Source organism: Streptomyces nanhaiensis (genome assembly GCF_046614825.1).
GTDB lineage: Bacteria > Actinomycetota > Actinomycetes > Streptomycetales > Streptomycetaceae > Streptomyces > Streptomyces radiopugnans.
Map to the genome: position 1 here is coordinate 1 of NZ_JBKJFM010000264.1, position 4,122 is coordinate 4,122.

Below are 4,122 nucleotides of genomic sequence, written 5' to 3' on the forward strand. Positions count from 1 at the left end.
CCAGCTTGGTGCCGGTGCCGTGCGCTTCGACGGCGTCGACCTGGCCGGGGGTGAGGCCGGCGTTGGCGAGGGCCTGGCGGATCACCCGCTGCTGGGAGGGGCCGTTCGGGGCGGTCAGGCCGTTGCTCGCGCCGTCCTGATTGATCGCGCTGCCGCGGATCACAGCGAGGATCTTGTGCCTGTTGCGGCGCGCATCCGACAGCCGCTCCACCAGCAGCATGCCGATGCCCTCGGACAGTGCCGTACCGTCCGCGCCCGAGGCGAAGGCCTTGACACGGGCGTCCGGCGCAAGCCCCCGCTGCCGACTAAACTCGACGAACGAGGTCGGCGACGACATGACCGAGATACCGCCGGCCAGGGCCATCGAGCAATCGCCCTGCCGCAGTGCATGGCAGGCCAGATGCAGGGCGACCAGCGAGGAGGAGCAGGCGGTGTCGACGGTGACGGCCGGGCCCTCCAGGCCCAGGGTGTAGGCCACGCGGCCGGACACCACGCTCGGGGTGTTGCCGATACCGAGATGCCCCTCCAGTTCGGCTGGCACCTCGGGCAGCCGGGTCGCGTAGTCCTGGTAGTTGCTGCCGACGAACACGCCCGCTTTGCTGCCGCGCAGCGACTGGGGGTCGATGCCAGCCCGCTCGAAGGCCTCCCAGGACGTCTCCAGAAGCAACCGCTGCTGCGGGTCCATCGCTAAGGCCTCGCGCGGCGAGATGCCGAAGAACGCAGGGTCGAAGTCGGCCGCGTCGTAGAGGAATCCACCCTCCCGCACATAGGACGTGCCGGAGCGGTCCGGGTCCGGGTCGTACAGCTTCTCCAGGTCCCAGCCGCGGTTGTCGGGGAACGCGGAGATGACATCGCGGCCCTCGGAGACGACCTGCCACAGGTTCTCCGGGGAACGGACGGCACCCGGGAAACGGCAGCTCATCCCGATGATGGCGATCGGCTCATGGTCCTTCGCCTCAGCTTCGTTGAGCCGGCGGCGGGTCTGGCGCAGGTCGTTGACGACCCGCTTCAGGTACTCGCGGAGCTTGTCCTCGGTCATGCTCTGGGCAGCGTCGGAGGAACGGGCGGGCTTTGACATCAGGTCACGTCCTAGAAAGACCAGTGGTCAGTTGGCACGGCGGGGAGGAGAGGCGCAGCGCGAGGCGCGTAAACCGGAAAGCGGTACGGCGACGGGATCAAAGCTGGCCCAGCTCCTTGTCAATGAGGTCGAACATCTCGTCATCGCTGACGGGGTCGAAGTCCAACTCCCCATCCGACGCGACCCCTTCGGCGTCGTTCGCCTTCGCTCCGCTGCGGGTGTCGTCCAGTTTCCACAGCAGGGCCTGCAACCGTGCCGCGATCTTGTCTCGTGCGTCGTCTTCGAGGGCGGAGGATTCGAGGAAGGCGGTCTCCAGCCGCTCCAACTCCGCAGTGAGAGGCAGTCCGTTCCCCTGGTCCTGCGGTACGAGTTCATCCAGCAGCCGCTGCGCGAGGGCGGCCGGGTTGGGGTGGTCGAAGACCAGGGTCGGGGTCAGCCGCAGCCCGGTCGCCGACCGCAGCCGGTTGCGCAGCTCGACGGAGGTCAGCGAGTCGAACCCGAGATCCTTGAAGGCCCGGTTCGCCCGCACCTCCTCGGACGTGGCATGCCCGAGCACGGCCGTGACCTGTTCCCGTACGAGATCCAGCAGCATCCGCTCCTGATCGGCGCGGGCCAGCCCGGCCAACCGGCTGGCGATCCCGGAGGCGCCTTCCTCGGTGCGGCCACCGGCCGCGGACGCCGTACGCCGGACGGCCGACGTGCGGACGACACCGCGGAACAGCGGTGCCATTACACCGGCCGCCGCCTGCGCGCGCAGCTCCGCCAGATTCAGCCGGGCTGGCACGACCACGGCCTCGTCCAGCGCGGTGGCGGTATCGAACAGCGCCAGGCCCTCGTCCGCCGACATCGGCGCCGCCCCGACCCGGGACATCCGGGCCAGGTCCACATCGCTCAGCCGCCCGGCCATACCGCTGCGCTGCTCCCACAGACCCCAAGCCAGCGACACCGCGGGCAGCCCGCGTTCGTACCGGTAGCGGGCGAGGGCGTCGAGGAAGGCGTTGGCTGCCGAGTAGTTGGCCAGCCCCGCACCGCCGAGGGTGCCCGACAACGAGGAGAACAGCACGAACGCGGACAGGTCCAGATGCCGGGTGAGCGCGTGCAGGTTCAGCGCCCCGTCGACCTTCGGTCGCAACACCCGGTCGACCCGCTCCGGCGTCAGCGCCTCAACCACCCCGTCGTCCAGGACGGCCGCCGTGTGCACCACAGCGGTCAGCGGACGCTCCGCCGGTACGGCGGCCAGCAACTCAGCCAGCGCCTCCCGGTCGGCCACGTCACAGGCAGCGACCTCGACCGCGGCACCGAGCCCGGTCAGCTCGGCTACCAGCTCCGGCATACCGTCGGCAGCGGCCCCGCTGCGAGACGCGAGCAGCAGACTGCGGACCCCGCGCTCGGCCACCAGATGCCGCGCGAGCAACCGGGCGAGCCCACCCGAGGCACCGGTCACCAGGACAGTGCCCTCGGCGGCGAATCTGGGGCCCGCCCCTTCGGGCCTAGGGACACGCGCCAGACGCGGTGCGCTGAACTCGCCACCGTCCAGCCGCAGCTGAGGCTCGTCGCCGGCGGCAGCGGCAGCCAGCAGCTCCCAATCGGTCTCGCCGTCACGGGACCCGTCCGTGTCAACCAGTACGAGACGGCTGGGATTCTCCGCCTGCGCCGACCTGACCAGTCCCCAGACCGGCCCACCGGTCAGGCCCTGTCCGGCCAGGATCACCAGCCGGGACGCGGCGAACCGCTCGTCGGCCAGCCATGCCTGTACGAGGTCCAGCGCGCGGTGCGTGACCCGGCGTACGGCGTCCGACGCCATGGCGGTGTCGGCGGTTTCGGGGAAGCGCGCGAAGACCAGTTCGGGAACTGGGTGGGCCGCGGCGGCCAGGCTGCCGAGATCCTCGTACACGTCCACGTTGCCGTGACCGCTGCCACCGCCGATGAGCGCCCACCGTCCGGCCGGCGCACCCGTTCGCGACACGGCGACCGGCACCCATTCCACCCGGAACAACGAGTCGCTGCGCGTCTCCGCGACCTGCTGCGTACCGACCTGCCGCAGCGTCAGTACGTCGACCGAGGCCACCGGTCGGCCCGCCGGGTCGGCCACCGTGACGGACACCGCCTCCTCACCGGCCAGAGCGATCCGCACCCGGCCCGCGACCGCGGCCTGGGCATGCAGCGTCACGCCGCTCCACGCGAACGGACGCCGGGTCATCCCCTCACCGGGCTCGGTCAACAGGACGCCCAGTCCCAGCGGCTGGATCGCCGCGTCGAGCAGTGCCGGGTGAATGCCGTAGTCCTTGGCCTCGGCGGAGTGCTCCTCCGGCAGGGCAACGTCGGCGAACACTTCGTTACCGCGCCGCCACGCCGCCCGCAGCCCCTGGAAGGCAGGGCCGTACTCGACACCCAGCGCAGCCAGGCGATCGTAGGCATCCGCCACTGTGATCGCCTCCGCCCCGGAGGGCGGCCACGCGGCCAGGTCGAAGTCCGGCCCCGGGGATTGCTGTGCCGGGGCCAGGGTGCCGGTGGCATGCAGGGTCCAGGGCTTGTCGTCCCCGGCGTCCTGCGCCCGCGAGTGCAGGTTCAGTTCCCGCCGACCGGAGTCGTCGGCTTCCCCGAGCCGGAGCTGGACACGAACCCCACCCTTCTCGGGCAGCACCAAGGGCGCTTCGAGGGTCAGTTCCTCTATGGTGTCGCAGCCGACGTGGTGGCCGGCCTGGAGGGCGAGTTCGAGGAACCCGGTGCCGGGCAGCAGCACGGTTCCGGCCACGGCATGATCCGCCAGCCAGGGGTGGCTGTGCAGGGAGAGCAAGCTGGTGAACAGGTGTGTGTCCGTGCCCGCCAGCTCCACAGCAGCGCCCAGCAGGGGGTGGCCTGCGGCGCCCAGCCCGATGGACACGGCGTCGACGGGCCGTATCGCGGCCAGTGCGGGCCAGTAGCGCTGGTGTTGGAAGGGGTAGGTGGGGAGGTTGATGGGTTGGTTGTGGGGGATGGGCCAGTTGATGGTGTGGCCGTGGGTGTGGAGGTGGGCTGCGGAGGTGAGGAGGCGGGTGAGGGTG

General features: G+C 70.9%; 2 protein-coding genes. Both read right to left on the reverse strand.

Annotation, left to right across the window (positions count from 1 at the left end; all coding sequences use genetic code 11):
• A partial coding sequence (locus ACLIYP_RS29445; RefSeq protein ID WP_412716135.1) for a beta-ketoacyl synthase N-terminal-like domain-containing protein occupies positions 1 to 1,039 on the reverse strand: 1,039 nt, incomplete at its 3' end.
• Positions 1,040 to 1,175: 136 nt separating this feature from the next.
• On the reverse strand, positions 1,176 to 4,122 hold a 2,947-nt coding region (locus ACLIYP_RS29450; RefSeq protein WP_412716134.1), incomplete at its 5' end, for an SDR family NAD(P)-dependent oxidoreductase.